This window comes from Lonsdalea quercina subsp. quercina, assembly GCF_000688695.1.
GTDB lineage: Bacteria > Pseudomonadota > Gammaproteobacteria > Enterobacterales > Enterobacteriaceae > Lonsdalea > Lonsdalea quercina_D.
On sequence record NZ_JIBQ01000005.1, the window covers coordinates 269,480 to 292,880 of the forward strand.

Annotated in this window: 17 protein-coding genes; 11 read left to right on the forward strand and 6 right to left on the reverse strand. The window is 55.8% G+C overall.

All coding sequences use genetic code 11. The features are described from left to right. Positions 1–122: 122 nt before the first annotated feature. From SB13_RS06255 to SB13_RS06265, 3 genes are read right to left on the reverse strand one after another with little or no spacing between them, the layout of a single operon-like run. A complete protein-coding gene (locus SB13_RS06255; RefSeq protein WP_026739535.1) occupies positions 123–953 on the reverse strand; it encodes a hypothetical protein in 831 nt (276 codons plus the stop codon). 23 nt (positions 954–976) lie between these two features. Beyond that, entirely contained in the window at positions 977–2,542 is a 1,566-nt protein-coding gene (locus tag SB13_RS06260; protein ID WP_026739536.1) for a hypothetical protein, read from the reverse strand. Positions 2,543–2,557: 15 nt separating this feature from the next. Next, positions 2,558–4,054, reverse strand: coding sequence for an OmpA family protein (locus SB13_RS06265; protein ID WP_036151489.1), 1,497 nt, complete (start codon positions 4,052–4,054; stop codon positions 2,558–2,560). A 695-nt stretch (positions 4,055–4,749) separates the two neighbouring features. Between SB13_RS06265 and SB13_RS06270 the strand changes: the two genes are divergently transcribed. Then, positions 4,750–5,766 carry a hypothetical protein gene (locus tag SB13_RS06270; RefSeq protein WP_026739538.1) on the forward strand — a complete coding sequence of 339 codons (1,017 nt, stop codon included), beginning with the start codon at positions 4,750–4,752 and terminating at the stop codon, positions 5,764–5,766. A 455-nt stretch (positions 5,767–6,221) separates the two neighbouring features. Then, positions 6,222–7,529 carry an LLM class flavin-dependent oxidoreductase gene (locus SB13_RS06275; protein WP_026739539.1) on the forward strand — a complete coding sequence of 436 codons (1,308 nt, stop codon included), beginning with the start codon at positions 6,222–6,224 and terminating at the stop codon, positions 7,527–7,529. Positions 7,530–7,711: 182 nt separating this feature from the next. Here SB13_RS06275 and SB13_RS06280 read toward each other — a convergent pair whose 3' ends face one another. After that, positions 7,712–8,611: an AEC family transporter gene (locus SB13_RS06280; protein ID WP_026739540.1), complete on the reverse strand. Its 900-nt coding sequence runs from the start codon at positions 8,609–8,611 to the stop codon at positions 7,712–7,714. 174 nt (positions 8,612–8,785) lie between these two features. On the opposite strand from SB13_RS06280, the gene SB13_RS06285 reads away from it, so the two are divergent. The 9 genes from SB13_RS06285 to SB13_RS06325 all read left to right on the forward strand — a co-directional run bounded on the left by SB13_RS06285 (position 8,786) and on the right by SB13_RS06325 (position 19,837). Further along, the gene (locus tag SB13_RS06285; RefSeq protein WP_026739541.1) at positions 8,786–9,706 is read left to right on the forward strand and encodes a LysR family transcriptional regulator; all 921 of its coding nucleotides are present in this window, start codon (positions 8,786–8,788) and stop codon (positions 9,704–9,706) included. A 120-nt stretch (positions 9,707–9,826) separates the two neighbouring features. Continuing rightward, a complete protein-coding gene (locus SB13_RS06290; RefSeq protein ID WP_026739542.1) occupies positions 9,827–10,750 on the forward strand; it encodes an N-carbamoyl-D-amino-acid hydrolase in 924 nt (307 codons plus the stop codon). A 15-nt stretch (positions 10,751–10,765) separates the two neighbouring features. Further along, positions 10,766–11,620 (forward strand): D-amino-acid transaminase, encoded by an 855-nt coding sequence (locus SB13_RS06295; protein ID WP_026739543.1) that lies wholly within the window; start codon positions 10,766–10,768, stop codon positions 11,618–11,620. A 99-nt stretch (positions 11,621–11,719) separates the two neighbouring features. Continuing rightward, positions 11,720–13,318 carry an ABC transporter substrate-binding protein gene (locus SB13_RS06300; RefSeq protein ID WP_026739544.1) on the forward strand — a complete coding sequence of 533 codons (1,599 nt, stop codon included), beginning with the start codon at positions 11,720–11,722 and terminating at the stop codon, positions 13,316–13,318. 32 nt (positions 13,319–13,350) lie between these two features. Continuing rightward, positions 13,351–14,292, forward strand: coding sequence for an ABC transporter permease (locus SB13_RS06305; protein WP_026739545.1), 942 nt, complete (start codon positions 13,351–13,353; stop codon positions 14,290–14,292). Positions 14,293–14,365: 73 nt separating this feature from the next. Beyond that, positions 14,366–15,178, forward strand: coding sequence for an ABC transporter permease (locus tag SB13_RS06310; protein WP_463605546.1), 813 nt, complete (start codon positions 14,366–14,368; stop codon positions 15,176–15,178). Continuing rightward, positions 15,175–16,818: an ABC transporter ATP-binding protein gene (locus SB13_RS06315; RefSeq protein WP_026739547.1), complete on the forward strand. Its 1,644-nt coding sequence runs from the start codon at positions 15,175–15,177 to the stop codon at positions 16,816–16,818. The genes SB13_RS06310 and SB13_RS06315 overlap by 4 nt, the downstream gene beginning before the upstream one ends. Positions 16,819–16,820: 2 nt before the next feature. After that, positions 16,821–18,260, forward strand: a complete 1,440-nt coding sequence (locus tag SB13_RS06320) for an N-acyl-D-amino-acid deacylase family protein (protein ID WP_026739548.1) — start codon at positions 16,821–16,823, stop codon at positions 18,258–18,260. Between the two features lie 404 nt (positions 18,261–18,664). Then, complete coding sequence (locus SB13_RS06325; RefSeq protein ID WP_160168631.1) at positions 18,665–19,837, forward strand: pyridoxal-dependent decarboxylase; 1,173 nt, start codon at positions 18,665–18,667, stop codon at positions 19,835–19,837. A gap of 165 nt (positions 19,838–20,002) precedes the next feature. Here SB13_RS06325 and SB13_RS06330 read toward each other — a convergent pair whose 3' ends face one another. Next, entirely contained in the window at positions 20,003–22,648 is a 2,646-nt protein-coding gene (locus SB13_RS06330; protein ID WP_026739550.1) for a hypothetical protein, read from the reverse strand. Between the two features lie 110 nt (positions 22,649–22,758). Further along, entirely contained in the window at positions 22,759–23,394 is a 636-nt protein-coding gene (locus tag SB13_RS06335) for a two component system response regulator (RefSeq protein ID WP_026739551.1), read from the reverse strand. Positions 23,395–23,401: the final 7 nt, after the last annotated feature.

Genomic DNA, 23,401 nt, shown 5'->3' on the forward strand with positions numbered 1-23,401 from the left:
TAAGGGGAGTCACGAGAAAGCGGTAGTGAAAAGCATAATTTATCGTCGGGATAAATGATACCGCGTTGGCGAGGAAGAGAAGGCGGCAGGGGGGAGCGCCCCGCCGCCGTTGAGTGCGACGGTTAGCGCAAATCCACCGTCAGTTCCGGCGTGCCGAAGCCGATCAGTTTGGCATTCGACGCCTCAAAATAGTCCTGCCAGAAGGTTTTCAACTGCTGTAAGACTTTCCCTGAACGATAACTGTTTTTCGCATGGACATCGATCAGGCCGGCGCCCGCGACATAGACGTTCGCGCCGCCAAAGTCCGCCAGCAGCCCTTGCCGCGTTACGCGCTGTAGCTCGTCCTGCGGTGAGAGTTCTCGGATGGCCTGCTGGCGATAGAAACTATCGAAATCGCTGTTTTCCAGCATGTCCGAGATCAGCAAAATCGTGGTCTGCGAAGACGGCGTGTGTTGCAGATCGCTGGCGATGTGCTTGAGGCTATCGAGAATTTCGCTTTTGGCGATACGGGTTTGACTATCCGCGAAGCTCGCGGCCATGTGTCCGCCGAGGGTCTTGGCGAAGAACTGCTGTTGCTGAACCAGACAAGCATCCAGCGATTTAAGGCTGTCCATCCCGATGCCATTACGCGTCTTCTTATCGATGAACGGCATTTCCAGCCGTCCGTCGAATACCCGCTTCATGTAATTGTCTTGCAGCAGCGCTGAGAACTGGTACAGCAAGACGCGATCGCCCGGCTGCACGAAACGCAGCACCTGACTCCAGGTGGATTTTTTCAGTTCAAGCGGGACCGTGACCGTCTGGTCGACGATGATAACCAGCTCCCGGCCCGTTTCCGCCGGGCGATACTGCGCCATGTGCGCATAGTCATAGCAACTGGGGATATCGTTACGCGGCGCGGCGGAGGCCACGGCGCTAATCCCCAAGAGCAGCAGGGCAAGACAACGTTTCATGACAATTTCCTTGTTCTCTTCTACTACGCGCGCGCTTTATTGAGAATGGCTTGGACACGTTGGCGGCTCGTCAGCGCATCCAGAGACAATTCCAATGCTTTCGCCACCTGCGCCAGCTCTTCTTCGCTCAGCGTCGTCAGGTCGCCGAGGGCTTCGATCTGTGCTTTTGCGTCGCGGTCGGCAGGGGCGGCGGGCGAGGTGTCAGACTTTGCCGTCTCCGCGCGGCTGACGGTTTCCGGAGCCGGCGAGGCGATGACCGGCGCCGTCCGCGGCGCTGTGTTCGGAGTCTGCTCATGCGACGGGTTATGTCGGTTGTTTTCGCGATCGGACTGCTTGCCGTGCACGTAGTCGTCGAAGGTCGGCATTTGCGACAGCGGTTCGCTGCGGCCGTTTTGCCGCTGCATCATGAGCCGGTTTTGCAAGGTGGCGAGCTTCTGCTGAGCATCGCGTTCCACGCGTTCGCGGCGGGCGGCATGGTAGGCGGCGAACTCATCCGAACCGCTAAAGTTACCGATATATTTGGCGGCTTTGGCGGAGTCGATGCCCGCGAACGAGCGGAAAATCCCGATGAGGATCCCGATCAACTGCACGCCCACAAAAATGACAGAAAGGATGATGAAGGTCAGCTTCGAGGCGAAGACGCGATTGCTGGCGACTTCGGCGACGGCCTGTTTGTCCGCGGCATGGTTGTCCTCGACCGCGGCGGCAGGCAGTTCGAATGGCGAACCGCCGCTTTCTGCGCCTCTCTGACTAAACGGGGACGTGTTGACGGCCTGGGTCTCCATCGCATTAATCGTGGCGGCGCGAATAAAGTAGGCGCCAAAGGCGAACGTGGTGATCAGGACCAACGCGACGAAGGTGCACCAGTACTGCGGCTTGACCTGAACGCCGTGATTGATGCGGTTCAGGATCTGGATGTAGTTCGGTTCGTTGTCGTCGTCGCGGCTATTTTCCAGCGTGATCCGGTGGCTGCTCATCAGGTCTTTGGCGGTGCCGCTGTGGCGGGCTTCAGAGTGCCAGTAGCGGATTTTTTTCAGCAGCGTGTTTTTGTGCAGCTCCGCCCCCATCAGATGGGTGGCCGGCACCAAAATGACCCCGATCAGGACCGAGATGACCAGCGCGGAAAACTCAGCCTGATTGGCAGAGATGTTGTTGGCGATAAAGGGCGACAGTACCAGCGCAAAAATAAAGGCTTCCAAAATCACCAGCGCGATGCTGCACAGCCACAAAATGATGCCGGTGGGTTTGCGCCCGCGCTCCTCGACTTTATCGAGATAATCGACACAGCGACGATAAAAGCTTGCATCACGGCTGGTGGTTTGGTGATAGGCATAATATTTGGCGCACAGAGCTTCTTCCGAGGGATACCACGCTTTCTTGCCGGTACCTGGCCGCCGGGGTTCATGGCTGCGTGACAGGCGAGCGATATGGCCGATAAGCGGAAAGCTGGTGGCCAGATTGAGGAAAAAGTAGCTGACATTGTTCCACCAGCGGATCACCACCAGCGTGAGCGCCATCAACCCGAACAGGGGCCAAAAAATGTAGCGATAAGTCGCAATGGCCTCGGCGATAGTCTGAAATAATTCCATATCGTTATCCTTAAATTAGCTGCGTGCTGGCGTGTAGGCCGCCATATATTCTTGGTTGTCGCCGTTGCCGAAGTAGAACAGTTGGCCCTGCTGACTTTTAGGCTGGTCTTTCGCGACCAGCAGATCGATGCAGGACAGGCTTTGCTGCTGACCGTCCTGGATGTAAACGCGATAGAGAATGTTGTCTTCGCCTTCCCATGCGTTTGCGACCGCCTTCAGCGGCGCATCGGCCTTGCGATTGTTATTCATGTAGTGGCGCGTGATATAGACCTTGGGATCTTCCGTCACGCTGGCGTTTTCCCGCAATACGCGCACTGGAGACAGCGTGACCAGATGGCCGTTCACCAGCCCGGCCCAGGCGCGGCCGTTCATCCCCGGCAAATATTCTCGCGTTTCATGGACGTCAACCGGCTTGCCGCTGGCCAGATTTCGGGCTTCGCCACTGACGCGTACCGTGTCGGCGATGCAGCTTTTGGCGACCACGCTGGCATGGGCTTCCCCGATCAGGCTAAATCCACGATGCTGGGGTTTCAGATTGGCCGCGAGACTCGGCAGATTGGCGTTGACCGCGTCACCGCCGAAATCGACGTAATTTTTGCTCTCAATCGCTTTCGCTGGCCGCGGGACTGATGGCGCCGAAGGGGGAGATATGGCGGGTTCTGTCTTGNGGGGAGCGCTCTTCGCGCCAGTGGATGGACGCTTCGCTACGGCGGTCGATGCACTGGCCGTGCCGTGCTCCAGATAACGGGGATTATTGCCTTCCTGCTGTAAACGTTGTTTCAGCAGGGCTTCGTTCGTGAGTCCGACTAGCTCCACCCGGCGGTTGGCGGCGCGTCCTTTGTCCGTCTCGTTGTCAGCGATGGGCCGTGACGATCCCGCGCCCTGAAAATACAGGCGGTTGGCGCTGATGCCTGCCTGTTCCAGTACACGACCGACGTTGCGTGCTCGCTGCTCGGATAACCGCTGATTCAGGCTGGCGCTGCCGGTTGCGTCGGTATGACCCACAACCAGCAACAGTCCGGCATCGTGGCCTTGTCCTGTTGTCATCGCGGCGGCAAGCTTTTTCACCTGACGCAGCCCGTCGGGCGTCAGATCTGCGCTCCCCGTTGTGAACATGGCGCTATCTTCCACCAGCGCGACGACCCCTACCGTATCATCGCCGGATGACCGATCGGTTTTTAGCGTTTGTGTACTGATCGTAATTTTTTCATCGGCGGCGATTTGCGCCAGCGCTTTTTCTCTGTTTTGCCAGACATTGCCGACGGCACAGCCAGCGATCCCCCCGATGATGCCGCCCGCGACGGCTTTTTGCGCGTTGCGTGTGGCGAGATAGGTTAAGCCGCCGCCCAATGCCGCGCCACCGATACAGCCGATAGCCGTACCGTAGGACTGACCCATATTGTGCAGGCTGGAACAGCTGGAAGTTAAGGAGACAATCATGGCGAGAACGGTAGCTTTTTTTAAATGCTTCACTTTCAAACTCTGATCCCCAGACGTGGACCACCCATCCATAGTGTAAGTGGCATGTAATAGAAGGTAAAAAACAGTCAGGATGAGTATGAAAACATGAATGCAGGCTTCGCGCTATCGTTTTACGCCCGAACTTTTCGCCTGCCAGCGCCGTGAAAATCGTTTCATTTATCGCACGCGCCACGGGGGGAACTAGCGTGTTGTGAGAGGGGATAAAATGGATAAACAGCGAGAGCGTGGCGCCTCGGAAACAGAAAAGAACGTGAGCCACCCGCAGAGATAACACTGTACTTGGGAACCCAGGGAGAGAGCCTCTCCCCGATATGCGCAATCCCAGTCATAACGCGTCAGGGCCGTCCTGCCGCCCAACGAAAACAGCGTCTTCTTTCGTCGAGCGGATAGGTGACATCACCATGCCATTCACTCGCCCCCCTAATATCGGGTATTTGACCCCTGCTTTTTCGCCCGTTGGCCGATTACTCTTTAAACAAAGCACATGGGTGAGTCAAAAGGGGAATCATGCGTGGTTTGACTCACGTATTGACGGCTCTTAGGGCGGTTAAGTGATGCTCATGAGGACAGGAAGAAAAGGCCGGCGAATCAGGACATCGCGGGTTTTTTCTTAAAGTGCGCTCGGTCAGCCTGAATCTCCACATACCCGGCCCTAAAGGGGGGAGGGAGAGCGATGGTCACCCTGACAGGGGAAGGGGATACCGTAACAATGTGAGGAGTAATGAATGGAAATTTCTGTGACTCAGTCAACCTTCAGGCCCATCGCCGATCTCATTGAATCAAACCGGCGTGAACACATGTCTTCTTTTGCACGACTGGCGGACGTTTTGCTATCGCTTGTATGTGTTCGTCCCTCATCTTCACAATGTGCTGAAATCATGGCAGAACAGCTGAAGATGTCGTTATACGAGATTATGACGGACTCCAGTGAGACGGAGATAACCTTATTAAGCGGGATAACGCTCTCGGTGAATACTCACGAAAAAAAGGCAACACTGAGCAACCCGAACGGACCCGAGGTCAATGTCCCTTATGGTCTGCTACTCTCTGCCTGTCTCAATGTTCATCCACTGCCCGTCCAGCCAGATGGGTTCTATACCAGTACCACGATACATTACGAAAAAAATTCGCCCGAGGAAGAAACGGAGCAATTCATCGTGGACCAGATACGGGGATCATGCAGAAATACCACCGTGGCTTACCGGGATGAAGACAGTCGAGAATACCTCCATCTGAATGGAGACAGGCTGCAATGCCTCGCCGATGCGTTAATCGAACGCAAAAAATGCGCGGGAACGTTTCTGGATAAAAATGAGAGCGCTACCCTGGTCATTACGGAGGTAAATGGGGCAGCTCGGCTGAGTCAGAAAGGTATTTTCCGAATCGCATCAGTATGCAATCAGGGATTTGTCTCTTCATTATCTAACAATGTCGCTATGGGCGTTCGCGATCCTACGGGGACGATCCGGGTGGTTGACGGTAGCACCATGCTAGATGCTCTGACTCATGCGGGAGTACCCATGACGTTATCAGCCCACTTGCTTAATCGAACATCTTTATCGAAAGAGTCCCGCGCGAACCATACTCTGGAAGGGGAGGATATTACCTCGACATGGTCTGACGTGGACCTTCCCGTCTATGACGTCATTAAGCAGGAATGGGAATGTCATCAGTGCGACGTCACACTTTCTGACTTTCAGAATGGAACGGCCCGTCTCAGCGTCAGTTTCCCTACGCCATAATGAGCGTTGCTCTATCTCTGAGCCCAAGGCGGCTGTTGAGGTATCCATGAGCCAGCGCATAGCGCGGTAAGTGCAGTCGCCTTGGTATGAGATAAACAACGGAGATAAAAATATAACTATATGAAAAATTGATCTATTTATCGCTCTCCATGGTGGTGAATGTGAGGGCGAGTAGGATCCTGGCTGAAATGGCAGGGCTTCACTCTCTAAAATGCCGCGCGATAACCTTTTCTCGTTCAGCCCCCCTCTTGAACACCGCAAAGAACGCATTAATCTAGCAAGACAGAATGATGAGGTTTCCGGTGTAGTGGGGCGCAGGCTTTGCCAAAAGCCATCCGCTGGCATGTCCTGTCCGACCGCCGCTTCTCGACTCATTCTGCTTGCCCGCTCATTCGATGGACGCGCGAAATCGTACGCGTTTCACACCCAAGGTCAGGACTATCCAAGGAGACGTTATGCCGCACTCTTGCCCGGCTCGCCAATTGCGACTCGGTTTGTTCGTACAGCCGTTGGGTCATCATGTCAGCGGCTGGCGCGTCACGGAAACACTGGGGTCGCCGACGGATATCGACTGGCTGATCCGCATTGCCCAAAAGGCTGAGGAAGGCACTTTCGATATGTTTTTCGTCGGCGACGCGCTGGCGACGTCCATCCATCGGCTGCCTTCCACGATGGCGCGGCTGGAGCCGTTAACGCTGCTGGCCGCGCTGGCCGTGTCGACTCGACACATCGGTCTGGCCGCGACTGCCTCGACGACCTTCAGCGATCCGTTCACGCTTGCCCGCAGCTTTGCCTCTCTCGACCATATCAGCCGTGGCCGAGTGGCGTGGAATGTGGTCACCTCCTATTCCGACGATGTGGCGAAAAACTTCAGTCAGGAAAATATGCCGCGCCACGCCGATCGCTATGAACGTGCGCATGAGTTTCTGGAGGTTGCCTTCCAACTCTGGAACGCGTGGCAGGAAGGCGCGGTGGAGCCGGACAAACAGAGCGGGCGTTACTTCGTCGATGACAAGATCCAAGCTATCGATCATCGCGGCAAACACTTTCAGGTACAGGGACCGTTAAACATCTCTCGTTCGCCCCAGGTGCGTCCGGTGATTATCGAAGCCGGGTCGTCCGCCGACGGTCAGAAAATGGCGGCGGCCACAGCGGAGGTGGTGTTCACCGCCTCGGCTTCGTTGGAAGAGGCGCAGGCGTTTTACCGCAGCCAGAAAGCGCGGGTGGCTGAGGCGGGCCGGGATCCGGCTCAGGTGCTGATCCTGCCGGGAGTGATGCCGATCGTCGGGCGTACGCGGGACGAGGCGAAAGCGACCTGGAAGCAGCTTAACGCGCTGGTGGATATTGATAACGGCCTNCGTCAGCTGTCGGCGCGGTTTGGTCTGGATCTCAGCGATTACCCGCTGGATGGGCCGGTGCCAGAAGCGCCGCTCGGCGAAGGTAACCAAAGCCGCGTCAAGCTGCTGACGGATCTGGCCAAGCGCGAAAATCTGACCCTGCGAGAACTGGCCGCGATTGCGGCGGGATCGCGCGGCCACCGCGTGGNGGTCGGCACGGCCGAGGATATCGCCGATGATTTTCAGCAGTGGCTGGAGCAGGGCGGCGCCGACGGCTTCAATATCATGCCTGCCGTGGTACCGGAGCAGCTGGATCTGTTTGTTGAGTTAGTGATCCCGGAACTGCGTCGACGCGGTCTGTTCAGGGAAAAGTACGCCTATGCGACCCTGCGTGAAAATCTGGGCCTCCCTTCCCTCAATGATTAGCTTCACCGCGCGGGCGTTGTGCGTCCCATGATGCTCTTCCGTGCGATCCCGAATGCGCGGCGGCGACAGCGATAGTCCCCGCCGCGCTCGGGTCGGTGGCGACGCCCGCTTGTCTCTAGACTCCGCGATCTTTCTCATGCCCGAACTGTCAGCGGATGCCACCGCATTCGTTCCCCCGGCCGTTACCCAAGGCTGGCTATCCACATCCATAGTGGCAGGGTGGCCATTGACAGCAGGGTCGTGAGGCAAATGGCGGAGCTGCCAATCTGGATATCCTCCTGCGTGCGGGCAAAGCCGAGCACGTTGACGCCGGAAGGGTTCGCCGCCATCAGCACCAGCACGCCGCGCGGAATGCCGTCGATGTGGAGCAGCAAGCAGGTTAGTAGCACCAGTAACGGCATGAACACCAGTTTAGCGGCGGCGATGCCGACGGCGTGGGCGCTGGGACGCAGCCGGTAGCCGGAGAGATTGGCGCCTAGCACGATGAGCGCGCAGGGCAGGGCCGCCTGCGCCAGCCAGTTCGCCAGTTTCATGCTCCAGCCGGGCAGCGTCAGATTCGACAAATTGACCGCCGTCCCCAGCAGCAGGCCGATAATCATCGGGTTAGCGAGGCTGGCGACCAGAATCCCTGGCTTGAACGGTTCGTTGCCCGCGAAGCTGTCATAGAAACTCTGGGCGCTGAACAGCAGCAGGCTGTGCACGGCGAGGACGGTAAACAGCAGTATCAGTCCTTGGCTGCCGTACAGCCCGGCGACCATCGCCAGGCCGATCAAGGCATTGTTGCCGAAGGAGGCGGTCAATCCGAAGGGCGTTGGTCGACCCAAGCTGCGGTGAGCGAAGACATTGACCGCCGCGAAGATGAGCAGCGCCGGAACGAAGTAGGCGGCGAGCAGCGTGGTGTTCAGGCCATCGTGCAGCGGCGCCGCGATCATGCCGGTAAACAGGACCATCGGCATGAACAGCTTGAAAGCCAGCCCGCCCAACGCCTTGTTGGCGTGGGGATCGAGCGCGCCGCGGCGGGCCAGCGCGTAGCCGAGCAGGATCAAGAGGAAGATCGGCAGGATCGTTTGTGGAATCGCCACGGCGGAAACCCCCTGTAAAAAATGGCGGAAGGTTATTAATAGCGACTCCGGCCCCGGTTGTCAGCGCGACTTTCGACGCGTCAGGGCCATTGGCATACAAATTGCTAACTTTCTATAACCTATTGTTAAGCGTTTGATGGGACGACGACGCCAAAATGCCAACGAGGTTTGCCTATGCCGTCGCTCAACCTGCGTCAGATCGAAGTCTTCCGGGCGGTGATGATCACCGGTTCGATCAATGGCGCCGCTCAACTCTTGTATGTGTCCCAGCCCGCCGTCAGCCGCATGTTGTCTCATACCGAGGCAAGGATCGGCTTCCAGCTCTTTGAACGCGTCAAAGGGCGGTTGTACCCTTCGCCTGAGGCGCGCAGCCTCTTCAGCGACGTCGAGTCGGTCTACCGCGATATTCAGCGGGTTAACACCACGCTGCACAATCTGGTCCAGCAGCGTCACGGCGTATTGCGCATCGCCAGCAGCCCCAGTCTGGGGCATCAGCTGGTGCCTGACGCCATCGCTGCCTTCCGACGGTGCAACGAAGACATTCTCGTCAGTCTGGAATGTCTGCGCCATGTCCTGCTGCGCGACAGGCTGCTGGATCAACAGGCCGATCTCGGCATTTCCCTGTTTCCTATCGATCACCCCAATTTGCGCGCGGTGCCGCTGAGCTATATTCGAGTCATGGTGGTGTGCCCGGCGGATCATCCGCTGACGCGCGTGTCGGCGAACGAGCTGCCCGACGCGCTGGCCGAGACGCCGTTTATCGGTTATGCCGCCGACACCCCTTTCCACAGCTTCATGAAGCAGGCGTTCGAACGCGTGGGATTGCCTTACCGGCCCAGCATCGACGTTGACTCGCCGCATCACGCCTGCGCGCTGGTGAAGAACGGCAGCGGTTTTTCGGTCGTCGATGAGATCTCATTCCGCGCATCCGGGTCCGAGCGGATGGCGGTGCTGCCGATCCTCAACGAAGAACGCCTCACGATCAGTCTGGTCCACCTGCGCCGTGAGCCGTTGGCGCAGTTTGCGCAGGTCTTTGTCGACACCCTGCGCGATACGCTGGAAGAGGGCGGTTTTCACCTGTTCAACCTGGATTAACATCAGGTTAATCCTGACCGACAAATAGGCATACGACAGGGGCTGCCGTAACTCCCACAATGGCCCTACACCCTGTAAATGGTTTACCGACATCCGGTCGGTTTTGTGGAGGAATACGGCATGCGAGACATCGTTATCGGCGGCGCCCAGTTGGGGGCGATCCAAAAAAGCGACTCAAGAGAAAGCGTGGTCCAGCGCATGCTGGCGCTACTGGAGCAGGCCCGGCAGCAAGGCTGCGAGCTGGTCGTTTTCCCCGAGCTGGCGCTGACCACCTTCTTTCCCCGTTGGTTCATGGAAGATCAGCAGGAGGTGGATAGCTGGTTTGAACGTGAAATGCCGAATGACGCGACCCGCCCGCTGTTTGATTTCTCCCGCGAACACGGCATCGCGATCNCCTTCGGTTATGCGGAGCTGACCCCGGACGGCCACCACTACAACACGTCGATCCTGACGGATCGTCAGGGCAACATCGTCGGCAAATACCGCAAAGTCCATCTGCCGGGGCACGTCGAGTTCGACACGCAGCGCGACTTCCAGCATCTGGAAAAACGCTATTTCGAGCCGGGCGATCTGGGTTTTCCGACCTGGGAAACGCAGGACACGATCATGGGCATGTGCATCTGCAATGACCGCCGCTGGCCTGAAACCTATCGCGTCATGGGGCTGCAGGGCGTTGAACTGGTCACGCTCGGCTACAACACGCCGTCAGTCAATTCGCAGAATCGCGGCGAGGGCGAGGAACACCGTCTGTTCCACTCCGAGCTGTGCATGCAGGCTGGCGCTTACCAGAACGCGACCTGGGTGGTCGGCGTCGCCAAGGCCGGGGTGGAAGATGGTTTCCCACTGATGGGCGGCAGCGTCATCATCGATCCGAACGGGTTTGTGGTGGCGCGCGCCAAAGGGCAGGGCGACGAGCTGATCGTGCACCGCTGCGATATGGATTTATGCCAGTTCGGCAAGACCACGATCTTCGATTTTGCCCGTCACCGGCGTATTGAGCACTACGGCATCATCACCCGCCAAACCGGCGTTGAGCGTTCCTGACCTGGAGAGCAAGCCATGCGCACCGTATACCTGAATGGGGAATTTGTGCCGGAGAACGAAGCGAAGATCTCGATCTTCGACCGTGGCTTCACGTTCGCCGATGCGATCTATGAGGTGACGGCCGTGTTGCAGGGCCGGTTAGTGGATATTGAACTGCATCTGGCCCGTCTGCGCCGTTCGCTGAGCGAACTGTCGCTGTCGCTCCCGCTGGATAATGCCGCGCTGTTGGCGATTCACCGTACGCTGATCGCCCGCAACGATCTGCAGGAGGGCCTCATCTATTTGCAGGTCAGCCGCGGCGTGGAAGATCGCAACTTTCAGTTTCCGCCCGCCGGGACGCCGCCGACGGTGGTGCTCTACACGCAGTCAAAAGCCGTGATCGGCAGCCCGATGGCGACGCGCGGCATGCATATCATCAGCCTGCCGGATCTGCGCTGGGGACGTTGCGACATCAAGACCACGCAGCTGCTGTATTCGTGCCTGGCGAAAGAGCAGGCGCGCGCGCAGGGCGCGGACGACGCCTGGCTGGTGAAAGACGGGTGGATTACTGAAGGCACGTCCAACAATGCATTTATCGTGACCCGCGACGGCGCGGTGGTGACGCGGGCGCTGTCGCACGCGCTGTTGCCCGGCATTACGCGGGGTTCCCTGCTCGCGCTGTTGAAAAAACAGGGGCTGCGTTTCGAAGAACGCGCCTTTGCGCTGGATGAGGTCCATCGCGCCGCCGAAGCGTTCATTACCTCCTCCACCTCGTTCGTGTATCCGGTGGTAACGCTGGATGGCCAGCCGATCGGCGACGGTAAACCTGGGCTGCTGGCCCAGCGGTTGCGCCGTCTCTATATCGATCAGGCGCTGAGCGCTTTGACATAACCGGACGGCAGGCCACGGCTTCCGGCATACCGCTCTCTTTTAACGTGACCACACAGCCAGTCCCGACACCATTTATTGCCCTTTTAAGGAGTGTTGAGAATGAAAACGTATCCATCCCGTTCCTTGATTGCCTCTCTGCTGTTGCCGATCGGCCTGAGCGCCTCGCTGCTTTCCCCCTCTGCGCTGGCCGCAGAGAAAACGCTGCATGCGGTCATGTCATCCTCTCTGCGCGTGCTGGATCCGATCGCGACCACCGCGCAGATCACCCGTAACCACGGCTACATGATTTACGACACGCTGATCGGGATGGATGAACATCAGGTTCCGAAACCGCAGATGGCCGACTGGACCGTGTCTCCCGACGGTCTGACATATACTTTTACGCTACGCGACGGTCTGCTGTGGCATGACGGCAAACCGGTCACGGCGGCGGACTGCGTCGCTTCACTCAAACGCTGGGCGCGCTACGACGTGGGCGGCCAGCTGATGATGAAATACACCGCAGGGATTACCGCCACCGGCGACAAAACGCTCGTCCTGACGTTGTCCAAACCGTTTGGCTACGTGCTGCAGTTGTTAGCTAAACCTTCCTCCGTCGCGGCATTCATGATGCCGGAGCGCGTCGCCAACACGCCTGACGGCAAGATGATCACCGATTACACCGGTTCCGGCCCGTACAAGTTCGTCGCCGGCGAATTCGATCCCGGCAACCGCGTGGTCTACGAGAAATTCCAGCAATACGTTCCGCGCAAAGAGCCAGCCAGCGGCACGGCGGGCGGCAAGGTGGTCAAGGTCGATCGGGTGGAGTGGATCAACATGCCGGACCGCATGACGGCGATCAACGCGCTCTCCTCCGGCGATATCGACTTCATCGAACAGCTGCCGATCGATCTGTTGCCGATGGTGCAGGCCAATCCGGATCTGAAGTCCGGGGTGCTCAGCAAGCTGGGATCGCTGACCGGCGGACGCATGAACTTCCTCTATCCGCCGTTTGATAACCCGGATATTCGCCGCGCCGCGCTGCTGGCGATGAGCCAGAAAGACGTGCTGGATGCGCTGGTGGGCAATCCGGAGTACTTCAAGCTGTGCGCCTCCGTCTTTGGCTGCGGCACGACGCTGGAGACGCAGGAGGGCGGCGAATCGCTGCTGAAAGGCGGCGATATCGACGCGGCCAAGGCGCTGCTGAAAAAAGCGGGCTATGACGGCACGCCGGTGGTGATCATGCAGCCGACCGACGTGCCCAGCCAGGCGCCGCAGCCGGTGGTCGTGGCGCAGGCGCTGCGCAAGGCCGGATTTAACGTCTCTTTGCAGCCGATGGACTGGCAGACGCTGGTGTCGCGCCGGGCGAATCAGAATTCGCCGTCGCAGGGCGGATGGAACCTGTTCTTTACCTACTGGAACGCGGAAACCATCTGGAACCCGGTGGTGAATCCGATGCTGGACGGCGGGGGACGACAGGGCGCCTGGTTCGGCTGGCCGACCGATCCGAAGATAAATGACCTGCGCGTAGCGTTCGCGACCGCCACGGAACCCGCCAAACAGAAAGCGATTGCGGTGGAAATCCAGAAACACGCGATGGAACAGGTCAGCTATATCCCGCTCGGCCAGTTCTATGATGTGGCGGTCTGGAGCAGCCGCATCAGCCACCTGATGACAGGGCCGTCCACGGTGTTCTGGAACGTCGAGAAAAGCGACTGATTACTGTGTGATTAATGCCTTCGGAGGTCTCTATGCTTGGTTACTTCATTCGCCGCGTTCTGGCGGCGATCCCGGTGATGCTGGTGGTCGCGTTGTTTGTTTTCCTGCTGCTGCGGCTGTCACCGGGCGATCCGGCGGCGATTATCGCCGGCGACATGGCGACCCCGCAGCAACTGGAGGCGATCCGCGAAAGTCTGGGTCTGAATCAGCCGCTGTATCAGCAGTTTTTCGTGTGGATTTCGCAGCTGCTGCGTGGGGATTTCAGTACTTCTCTGATGGCTCACACGCCGGTGCTGACGATGATCGGCCAGCGGCTGGAGCCAACCCTGAGCCTCGCGCTGGTGGCGATCGCTTTCACCATTTTAATTTCCGTGCCGTTGGGCGTACTGGCGGCGTGGAAGCACGGCAGCTGGATCGACAATCTGGTGATGTCGACGTCGGTGCTGGGTTTTTCGGTGCCGGTTTTCGTCATCGGTTATGTCTTGATCACCGTATTTTCGCTCGAGCTAAGGTGGCTCCCGGTGCAGGGATTTAGCAGCATCACTCGCGGCGTGGGGCCCTTCGCCCAACGCATCGTGTTGCCGGCGCTGACGTTGTCTTCGGTCTATATCGCGCTGGTGGCGCGCATGACCCGGGCCAGCGTGCTGGAAGTCCTGGGAGAAGACTATATCCGCACCGCGCGCGCCAAGGGGCTGGCGGAGATCCACGTGCTGTTCCGGCACGCGCTGCGCAACGCGATGATCCCGATCCTGACCGTGATCGGCACCGGCTTCGCGCTGATGATCTCCGGCGTGGTGGTGACCGAAAGCGTGTTCAACATCCCGGGGCTGGGACGGCTGATCGTCGACGCCGTGCTGGCGCGCGACTACCCGGTGATTCAGGGCATGATCCTGCTGACCAGCGGGGTGTATGTCATCATCAACCTGTTGATCGATCTGTCGTATGCGATCAGCGATCCACGTATTCGTTACTGAGGGCCCGGCTATGAGTAAACCCGATTCTCTGACCCTGCCTGCGCCTCGGCATCGATGGATCAGGCTGCCGCGCATGCCGCTGACGTCGGTTATCGCGCTGGTGATCCTGACGCTCATCGTGGCGATGGCGATCTTCGCGCCCTGGATCGCCAACCACGATCCGGTCGCGCTGTCGCCGGCGATGCGGCTGAAACCGCCCGGCGCGGAATTCTGGCTGGGGACGGACGCCTACGGACGCGACCTGNTTTCGCGCATTGTCTACGGCGCGCGCATTTCCCTGATCGTCGGTGTGGGCGTGACGGTGATGAGTGTGTTGATTGGCCTGCCGCTGGGCTTGCTGGCCGGGTATTTCCGCGGCATTGATGCGCTGATGATGCGGGTGATGGACGGCCTGATGGCGATCCCCGGTATCCTGCTGGCGATTGCGATCGTTTCCCTCAGCAGCGCCGGGATCTGGACCGTCATGGTGGCGATCATGGTGCCGGAGATCCCGCAGGTGGTGCGGCTGGTGCGCTCCCGGGTGCTGTCGACGCGTGAAGAGCCGTATGTCGAGGCGGCGGTGCTGATGGGCACCTCGACGTTCAAGGTGCTCACCCGGCATCTGATGCCGACTACGCTGGCGCCGCTTATCGTCCAAAGCACCTATATCTGCGCGTCCGCCATCCTCACCGAGGCGATCCTGTCGTTCCTTGGCGCGGGCATCGGCACGGAGATCCCAACCTGGGGCAACATCATTTCCGAAGGGCGCGTGTACTTCCAGCTTAAGCCTTCACTGGTACTGTGGGCCGGGCTGGCTCTGTCGCTGTGTATTTTGTCGATCAACCTGCTGGGCGATGCGGTGAGCGATGCGCTCGACCCGCGCCTGAAGAAAAGGGGAGCCGCATGAGCGAACACCAGAAGGACATTCTGCGCGTGGAGAACCTCTGCGTGAATACCGCCCAGGGCGCGCCCATCCTGCAGGGCATCTCCTTCGAGATCCAGCCGGGAGAGACGGTCTGCCTGGTCGGCGAGAGCGGATCAGGCAAGTCGGTGACGTCGCTGGCGACGCTCGGGCTGTTGCCCAAAGGCGCGCTGAGCGCGACGGGCGGACGTATCCTGCTGGACGGCGAAGATGTCTTGCAGGTCAGCAACGCGCGTCTCAAGGCGCTGCGCGGCAGCCGCATGGCGATGATTTTTCAGGAGCCGATGACGGCCCTCAACCCGGTACTGACGGTAGGAAGACAAATTGACGAGGTGTTGCAGACCCATACGGAGCTGAACGCTCAGGCGCGTAAGGCGCGGGTGATGAACGCGCTGTCTCAGGTGCACCTGCCGGACATTGAGCGGGTGTACGAGGCCTATCCGCATCAGCTGAGCGGCGGTCAGCGTCAGCGCATCATGATTGCCATGGCGCTGGTGCTGGAGCCGCGTCTGCTTATCGCCGACGAGCCGACCACCGCGTTGGACGTCACGACCCAACAGCAGATCCTTAAGCTAATCCGCGAGTTGCAGCAGAAGCATGGCACGGCGGTGCTGTTTATCACCCATGACATGGGCGTGGTCGTGGATATCGCCGACCGCGTGTGCGTGATGCGGCAAGGACATATCGTGGAGTCGGGCACCGTACAGCAGGTGCTTTCGGCGCCGCAAGAAGCGTATACCCAGGCCCTGTTGTCGGCGGTGCCGAGTCTGGCTCCCCGGGCGGCGCGGCGTGAGGCCGCCAACGCTCAGGTGGTGCTGGACGTTGTGGAGCTGGGAAAAACGTACTCGGCGGCGGGCAGCGCGTGGTCACTCTTTCGAAAGCGGCGAAAAGGCACGCGCGCCGTGCACGACGTGTCGTTCATGCTCAAGCGCGGCCGTACGCTAGGCATCGTCGGGGAGAGCGGTTCCGGCAAGTCGACGCTGGCGCGCTGCGTGATGCGTTTGCTGACGCCGACCTGCGGTGCGGTGCGGGTCACCGGCAAAGATATTTCCGAGCTGACGCCGGTGGGGCTGAAGCCGCACCGTAAGCGAATTCAGATGGTGTTTCAGGATCCTAACCGGTCGCTGAATCCACGTATGAGTATCGGCCGAAGCCTGGTGGAAGGGCCGGTCAATTTCGGCGTGCCGTTCGCGCAGGCCTGGGCGCGTGGTCAGGAGCTGCTGGAGCTGGTCGGGCTGCCGGCGGACGCTATCGACCGATTTCCGCACCAGTTTTCCGGCGGGCAGCGGCAGCGTATCGCGATTGCCCGCGCGCTAGCGATGGAGCCTGATGTCATCGTCGCCGATGAGGCTGTGTCGGCGCTCGACGTTTCGGTGCAGGCGCAGGTGCTGCAACTGCTGGCGGATATCCAGGCGCGCATGCAGGTCGCCATCTTATTCATCACCCACGACTTACGCGTGGCCGCGCAGGTCTGCGACGACGTGCTGGTCATGCAGCACGGTCAGGTCATTGAATATGGACCTGCGGCCGACGTGCTGGCTCATCCCCAGCAGCCCTATACCCAGCAGCTGATGGAGGCGGTCCCCGGTAAGGGATGGGACTTCGCCGCCGGACGGAGACTATGACCATGACCTACGATCTGTTGTTCCTCAACGTCACTGTGGTTGATGGCACGGGCGCCGATCCGTATGTCGCCGACGTCGCGATCCGCGGCGATCGGATCGTTGCCATTGGTCAACTGGCCGGACACAATGCCGGGCGGACGATCGACGGCGACGGCCGTTGCCTGATGCCGGGATTTATCGATGTCCACACGCATGACGACACGCATGTCATCCGCACGCCGGACATGCTGGCGAAGATCTCCCAGGGCGTGACCACGGTGATCGTCGGCAACTGCGGGATCAGCGCGTCGCCGGTGGTATTGCCGGGCGCGCCGCCGGATCCGATGAATCTGCTCGGGGAAAAAGACGCTTTTATCTATCCGACCTTTGGTGACTATGCCGACGCCGTTGAAAACGCCCGTCCCAGCGTCAACGTGGCGGCGTTAATCGGCCATACGGCGCTGCGGGCCAACGTGATGGACCGCTTCGATCGTTCGGCGACGGCATCTGAATTGGCGAGGATGTGCGAGGCGCTGGAAAAAGCGCTCGATGCGGGCGCCATTGGTCTCAGCTCCGGGCTGGCCTACACCAACGCCAAACAGGCGCCGGAGGCCGAGATGCAGCGACTGGTGGACATCGTCGGCGCGTACGGCGCGCTCTATACCACGCATATGCGCAACGAACATGATGGCCTGCTGGATTCGCTTCAGGAGTCATTTCGCACCGCCCGACAGGCCGGCGCCGATCTGGTGATTTCCCATCTTAAGTGCGCCGGTGCGGGCAATTGGGGGCGTGCGCCGCTGGCGCTGGCCGCGCTGGAAAAGGCGGCTGACGAGCAATCCTGCAACTGCGACTGTTACCCCTATTCGGCCAGTTCCACCACGCTGGATGCCTGGCGCGTCGACGGCAAGATGGAGATCTTCATTACCTGGTCCGATCCCCATCCGGAAATGGCCCGGCAGTCGCTACAGGCGATCGCCGAGCAGTGGGGCGTCGATCAGTGGGAGGCGACGGAACGCCTGCGCCCTGCGGGGGCGATCTATCACATGATGAACGAAGACGACGTGCGCCAGATCCTGGCGCATCCGCTATCGATGGTCGGCTCAGACGGGCTGCCTAACGACCCCAATCCTCACCCACGGCTGTGGGGCACGTTTCCGCGCGTGCTGGCGCATTACTGCCGGGATCTAAAGCTGTTTGGCCTTGCCGAGGCCGTACGAAAAATGACGGGGCTGTCCGCCGCGCGCTTTCGGCTGCAGGATCGCGGCGTGGTCCGCGAAGGGGCCTTTGCCGACGTGACGCTCGTGGATATGACGACGATCCAGGACGTGGCGACCTACCGCGATCCGTGCCGGATCGCGCCGGGTATCGATCTGGTGGTGGTCAACGGCGTGGTGAGCTACGAACAGGGTCGCGTACAGCAGCGGCAGGGACGGTTGTTGAAGCGGGCGGGCACCGCATAACCAAAATGAGACTTTGGCAGAGACGTTGCCGTTTCGCTGAAAAATATCTCATTAATGCGAGGGTTATCGACGCACTCGTTTTATCATCAGGAGGTCTGATAGACCTCCTGATGATCAGTGCTTGATTAAAAAAGGAATGTTTAATCGTAATAATTTCTTATTTCACGTCACTCGCTCGCTACGATTTCATGAATAATTAATATAGTGTGTTTAATCACGTTGGCATATAAACAGATTCAACTCGAAATTACCTTGGTATTTTCCAATCTTCTTTATATTTAAAACACATTTAGGTCAATGCGTTAACGGCGTAATGACATTTCATCTTGTGTTTTAATATGTTTTTATTTCGAACAACTATACTTTTATCGATATTTAATTCGATGGTAAAGGTCTGTTTGAATATGAATAATGATCCTGTTAAGAATTATACCGGAATTCAGGTTAACCTCAGAACATTGACTATTTCCGATAAGACTATCGAGTCCCTACATCGATTGACCAATAACTTAGGCGACTGTTACGAAGAGGAAGTCTGCCCGCTTCCCAATACAATGAATGAAGAGAGAGCAGCCGTTGAATTAGTATCGGGGTGGCTAAACTTAGATAAAGAGGAAACATGGGGTTATGTCGGTGAAGGCTCATCAATAGGTAATCTTCAGGGGATGTGGATGGGTATGACCTTGATTAAGGACGCCACCCTGATATTCACAGACCAGGCTCATTACAGCATTCCCAAGTTTGGCTCAATACTTAAGTTTAAAAACGTCAAAGTGATAAAGACCACGCAAGAGGGAAGTATTGATATCAACGACCTCGCCGCACGCATTACCGAGAATGAGAAACTCGTGGTTGTTCTTACCGCCGGTACGACGATCACGTCTGCCTACGATGATATAAACCGTGTTCTCGCTACCTTAAAAGATAAACATTGCCCTTTTTATCTTCACCTGGATGCCGCGCTGGGTGGGTTTATCCTGCCGTTTATCAACGATGAGGATTTTCCTGACCGGTTAGATTACACCTTTGCCAATCGCTCAATTTCATCACTGACCGTGAGTTGCCATAAGGTCATCGGCGTTCCTATGCCATCGAATATCTTTATTTCCCGTTGGAAGGTTTATGAGGCGTTTAAAAAACAGGTCAATAAAATAGAATATTTTGAAAATAAAGATGATGTCACGGTCTATGGCAGCCGGGATGGTTTTCGCGCTGGGGTGGTGTATGAACGGCTGAGCAATATTAAAAAAAGCGAAATTGCTGAATGGGTGAGCCAGGGTATTTCGCTGGCAAGCTATCTGGCCGATAAAATAAGTACAACGCTAGGAATCAGGAATACGTTCTCGGTTAAAGGCGGATTGGCGACTGTTTTTTCCAAACCAGAATTTGATCATCAATTCAGTCAGGATGCCTTAAAAAGGATCGTCCAGCGATATCGACTGGTCAACGATGGGCGATTTTATCATATGTACCAAATGGCTCATATGGATAAGCGTATTTGCGATGAGTTTATTGATTTTTGTCTGAGTCAGCGTGAGTGTATAGACATATCTTATCAGCATGATGCTCTTCAATGATCGCCTGCATCATTGATGAACTATTTCCAGCGACGAGCATAGAATGAGAACTGAATACCTTTTCATAATAATCCGGAGACGTCCACCGTCTCCGGATTATGCTATACCACTGACGTGTCCAGGTCAGTGATATGCCTGGTCAGCGTGTCACTTTGCAATCCGATATTATCTCCCAATAAAGTTATCGAACTTTGTTACTAAGTTTGTGCTTTTGAATTTATTTTCATATTTAATTTTTTTAATTTTTTCTTCCAATATATCAATGTTAGGTAATTTATTCCCGAGTGAGCGAATGATATCCCTTAGTGAGATATAGTTCACTTCGGCCTCGGACATATAGTCGCGCTTCAGTTTTTTATCTTCTGGACATTGGCTAATCATGTCTTCAAGAATTTCTAATGCTCTGAGCGCACTATTGCCAGTCCGTTTAGCGACATCGTTGGTCCGGGGGCTTTCATGCAGTGGCTCAAGCTCTTTCGCTGCAATATCTAACGCTAATAGCCCCTTATGCCAAAGTGGGTTTGAAAGACTCGCGCCAGCTTTGGTGATTTTAGCGAGTGTTTCTTGTACCTGAGTAAACTTCTGATCCTGATTCTGGATCTTTGTCAGAACCACTTTGGTGGCACTAATATCAGTCAGAAGACGTTCGTTCGCCGAGTTTTTGGGTAGCGTTTCACTACGCGCCTCCAATTGAGCAAAACGGTCGGCAATGCCTTTGGAATAGGGGATGACATACCGATTGATGCCAGAGATGGTGACGCTTAATTCCATTAACTCTTCTTTGATAGCGCGATTTTCTGAGGATGCTTCCGCGAGTGTCTTAATTCTTTGTTCATAATCATCCCGACGAGTGCCGGGCAGTAAACTATTATTATGCGACGTTAACTCGTCGATGTCTTTCTGCTGGGCAACACTATTTTCGATGTCATGAAGTTTTTTTTCAATTAATGCGATGACGTCACTCTGTTTAGTTAATGTGTCAATTCTGTTGATGAGTGTGATCTCATTTTCTGTGAGATTGTTTTTTGTCTGTAGCTCTTCTTTTAATTCCATTGCTTTTGACTCCGCCTGAGTCAATAACAATGGAGGTTGAATATTTTCGTGAGTTAATAAATTTAGCGTTGTTTCCTTATTCGTCTCTGACTCCGGCACCGTACTGAGGCATTGTGCCCACATCTCTACCTGTCGGTAAATAATGCTAAGGTTAAGCGCATCAATTTTTGTTTGGTAATCGGATTTCCTTTGGCTAACTGGCAAATTATCAATGTGTTGTTGTTGCCGCTGGGCAATACTTTTTCGAGGGTAGGATAAAATATCAAGATCACCGATCTTGCTCCCCTCATCCAGATATTTATCTAACTCGTTTATCGAGTTTAATGTCTGATACGCCGCACTTGCTCGTTCGATGATTGCAGTTCGGTTTTCTATGATGGGCAATAAGTGGTTTGCCTTCAAAAAAAATTGCTTGAGAGAGGCTAATTCAGAATTCGGTCGGAGATTTGAATTTTCAAGCAACTGCTTAATTTCGTCTTCGTAATGTGTCAGTGTTGAAATGACTTTTTCAGCCTGCTGATGTAAATCCGACTTTAAGTTTGTGCTGCCTACATACCACGGGTTGGCTTCTCGAATGTTCTCCAGGAGTCTATCCCGTACAGCCGTGAGCTGGTTTGCTCCAGCTTCGTCTAGCTTATTTCGCTGTTCGTTAATCTGTTGATATAGCTCTTCAGGAAACTTCTTTGAGTCATGAATTTCTTTTTGCAACTCTGTGATGAAAACAAGATGTTCCAGCTGTTGTTGTATTTCGCTAACTGTTTTCTGGTTTCCCTCTGGTACGACAGATTGATATTTTACTTCGTTCATCTTAGCCAGATGAGCGATATCAAGGTCAAGATCTGGCATTTCTATAGCCAGTTTGTCTCCAGTTAGAAGGGCGTATTTTTCAATCAGCGTATTCAATGATGCCTGATTAATCGATTTATAGGTGTTTTGTTGTTCGGCCACAAACTCGCTTAGCTGATCGATGGCTGCCTTAATACGAACATCATTCGGCGTGTAAGATGTACCCGGCGGTGAGATGAGGCTTTGGAGGTGCGCAATTTGCTGTTGATACTGTTCAAGTTGATGGGCTTGTTCGTCAAGATTGCCATTTTCGTTAATACCGCGTTCTGTCAATGCGCGGCTTTGGTCTAACGCGGTGGCCACCATAAACTCATATTTGCTGGCGATCTGGGTCTCGGCATCAAAGGAAACTCTATTTCCATTGGTGGTCAAAACAGCGGGGTTTAGTTGATAAACACCCGAATGACTCTGTGCATCTTCATCCACTTTTAAGAGCATGTAGCGATCAGTAATACAGCTCAAAATAATGTTATTGAGCGGTGTGTTTGAGTATGAAATATCGGGCAGTGAATGATCATCTATGATGATAGTGAAAGGGATTTGAGAAGGCTGATGTTCTACATCAAGTGTACCACCAGGATATCTGAAATCGAACGTCATTGTGCGAGCTTTATCTCCTTCCATTAATTCGATTAAGTCTTGCAAAGAATGCCAAATGGTTTCTATCGAGTGTGTTTCTTCACTCGAAACGGCTGTATTGTTTTTATGATAAATTTTTTCATAAATTTCACGCAGCGACTTCTCTTTATCCTCAATATTAATACCGGGTAGATTATTGAGTAGTTTAATAAAGAAATTCTTGAATGCTTCCCAGCCTTCAAGTTTGGTCGCACCTTTGATATCTCCGGTCAACATGGCGTGTAACTGTGTCTCGTTGATAGTGGGTCCGTTGTCGATAATTGCCATACTCATGATATTTGTCCTTAGTTGGTTAAAAACACCATGTTGCAAAAATGTAAAGCGAACAACTATCAGGTAAATAAAGGAGTCTGTTTATTTTTCTAGAGATTAGGGTGAATGATTTAATTCATAAGGCCGAGACGGCGGACGCAGTTCAGTAGTTCTGTGACTTTATGCACGTTAAGCTTTCGCATGATATTCAGTCTGTGTGTCTCAACGGTTTTCACACTTATGCATAGCTGTTCGCTAATGAGCCGATTGGTATAACCGTCTGCGATCAATCTGAGGATCTGCTTTTCACGCGGAGTGAGAATCTCAGGGCTGTCATTTTTGACGCTCAACGCGTTATTGATGGCTACGCGGTTGAGCGCAGGGTCAATATAACGTTTATTCACAGCAACGGTTTGCAGCGCGGCTAATAGCACCTGGCGACTACTATTTTTCAAAACATAGCCCATTGCGCCAGCTGCAAGCGTGCGTATTGCCATTAACTCTTCAACGTGTGCGGTATATATCAGAATCGACATTTGTGGCCAGCGACTGCGCAATTGAGGGATGAGGTCCAAACCGTTAATACCGGGTAGTCCCAGGTCGAGTACCAAAATATCTGGTTCGTGCAGCCGGCAGGTGTTGTAGACCTCTAAACCGTTATCGATATGCGCGACGATGCTAAAACGCGGGTATGGCGAGAGCAAACTCATCATGCCATTAATAATGAGATCATGGTCATCAACCAGCAGTATTTTATGGTTTTGCATATTATTA

Excerpts from the sequence above, each read along its gene's own strand:
- SB13_RS06255 (WP_026739535.1), bottom strand. The coding sequence starts at position 953 with ATGAAACGTTGTCTTGCCCTGCTGCTCTTGGGGATTAGCGCCGTGGCC.
- SB13_RS06260 (WP_026739536.1), bottom strand. The coding sequence starts at position 2,542 with ATGGAATTATTTCAGACTATCGCCGAGGCCATTGCGACTTATCGCTAC.
- SB13_RS06270 (WP_026739538.1), top strand. The coding sequence starts at position 4,750 with ATGGAAATTTCTGTGACTCAGTCAACCTTCAGGCCCATCGCCGATCTC.
- SB13_RS06285 (WP_026739541.1), top strand. The coding sequence starts at position 8,786 with ATGCCGTCGCTCAACCTGCGTCAGATCGAAGTCTTCCGGGCGGTGATG.
- SB13_RS06295 (WP_026739543.1), top strand. The coding sequence starts at position 10,766 with ATGCGCACCGTATACCTGAATGGGGAATTTGTGCCGGAGAACGAAGCG.
- SB13_RS06300 (WP_026739544.1), top strand. The coding sequence starts at position 11,720 with ATGAAAACGTATCCATCCCGTTCCTTGATTGCCTCTCTGCTGTTGCCG.
- SB13_RS06305 (WP_026739545.1), top strand. The coding sequence starts at position 13,351 with ATGCTTGGTTACTTCATTCGCCGCGTTCTGGCGGCGATCCCGGTGATG.
- SB13_RS06315 (WP_026739547.1), top strand. The coding sequence starts at position 15,175 with ATGAGCGAACACCAGAAGGACATTCTGCGCGTGGAGAACCTCTGCGTG.
- SB13_RS06320 (WP_026739548.1), top strand. The coding sequence starts at position 16,821 with ATGACCTACGATCTGTTGTTCCTCAACGTCACTGTGGTTGATGGCACG.
- SB13_RS06325 (WP_160168631.1), top strand. The coding sequence starts at position 18,665 with ATGAATAATGATCCTGTTAAGAATTATACCGGAATTCAGGTTAACCTC.
- SB13_RS06330 (WP_026739550.1), bottom strand. The coding sequence starts at position 22,648 with ATGAGTATGGCAATTATCGACAACGGACCCACTATCAACGAGACACAG.
- SB13_RS06335 (WP_026739551.1), bottom strand. The coding sequence starts at position 23,394 with ATGCAAAACCATAAAATACTGCTGGTTGATGACCATGATCTCATTATT.